This is a genomic window from Bacillus cereus group sp. BfR-BA-01311 (genome assembly GCF_022664295.1).
Taxonomy (GTDB): domain Bacteria; phylum Bacillota; class Bacilli; order Bacillales; family Bacillaceae_G; genus Bacillus_A; species Bacillus_A cereus.
This window is the reverse complement of the sequence record NZ_JAKUHC010000040.1, coordinates 1-772: the sequence shown is the minus strand read 5'-3', so window position 1 is coordinate 772 and position 772 is coordinate 1. Positions and strand designations below refer to the sequence as shown.

Sequence of the window (772 nt, the reverse complement as noted above, 5' to 3'; positions counted from 1 at the left end):
GCCACCCCGGCATGTCATATTGAAAATTGGAGCGGAAGACGGGATTCGAACCCGCGACCCCAACCTTGGCAAGGTTGTATTCTACCACTGAACTACTTCCGCAAGACATGTTTGAGATATTTTATTAAAAGTGCGGGTGAAGGGAGTCGAACCCCCACGCCAAAGGCGCTAGATCCTAAGTCTAGTGCGTCTGCCAATTCCGCCACACCCGCATATTAATTAAAATGGTGAGCCATGAAGGACTCGAACCTTCGACCCTCTGATTAAAAGTCAGATGCTCTACCAACTGAGCTAATGGCTCTTACAATAAAAACTGGTGCCGACTAGAGGACTTGAACCCCCAACCTACTGATTACAAGTCAGTTGCTCTACCAATTGAGCTAAGTCGGCTAAATGGTGGAGGATGACGGGATCGAACCGCCGACCCCCTGCTTGTAAGGCAGGTGCTCTCCCAGCTGAGCTAATCCTCCGGATTGCCTGGCAACGTCCTACTCTCACAGGGACAAGGTCCCAACTACCATCGGCGCTAGAGAGCTTAACTTCCGTGTTCGGTATGGGAACGGGTGTGGCCTCTCTGCCATCATTACCAGACTGTATTCATTTAAGACAAGAATCATTGTAACTCATTTAACTTTTAAAGTCAACAAGTTTTTTATATTCTTTCAAAACTAGATAACATTGCTACATATTATATGGTTAAGTCCTCGATCTATTAGTATTCGTCAGCTCCACATGTCACCATGCTTCCACCTCGAACCTATCAACCTGATCA

General features: G+C 46.8%; 5 tRNA genes and 1 rRNA gene. All 6 read right to left on the bottom strand.

What is annotated here, in order from left to right:
* Positions 1 to 27 precede the first annotated feature (27 nt).
* The 6 genes from MR136_RS28285 to rrf all read right to left on the bottom strand — a co-directional run bounded on the left by MR136_RS28285 (position 28) and on the right by rrf (position 591).
* A tRNA-Gly gene (locus tag MR136_RS28285) sits at positions 28 to 102 on the bottom strand.
* A gap of 29 nt (positions 103 to 131) precedes the next feature.
* Positions 132 to 212: transfer RNA gene (locus MR136_RS28280), tRNA-Leu, on the bottom strand.
* A 13-nt stretch (positions 213 to 225) separates the two neighbouring features.
* A tRNA-Lys gene (locus tag MR136_RS28275) sits at positions 226 to 301 on the bottom strand.
* A gap of 13 nt (positions 302 to 314) precedes the next feature.
* Positions 315 to 390: transfer RNA gene (locus MR136_RS28270), tRNA-Thr, on the bottom strand.
* A gap of 4 nt (positions 391 to 394) precedes the next feature.
* A tRNA-Val gene (locus MR136_RS28265) sits at positions 395 to 470 on the bottom strand.
* 5 nt (positions 471 to 475) lie between these two features.
* Positions 476 to 591: ribosomal RNA gene (gene rrf, locus MR136_RS28260) — 5S ribosomal RNA — on the bottom strand.
* Positions 592 to 772 lie beyond the last annotated feature (181 nt).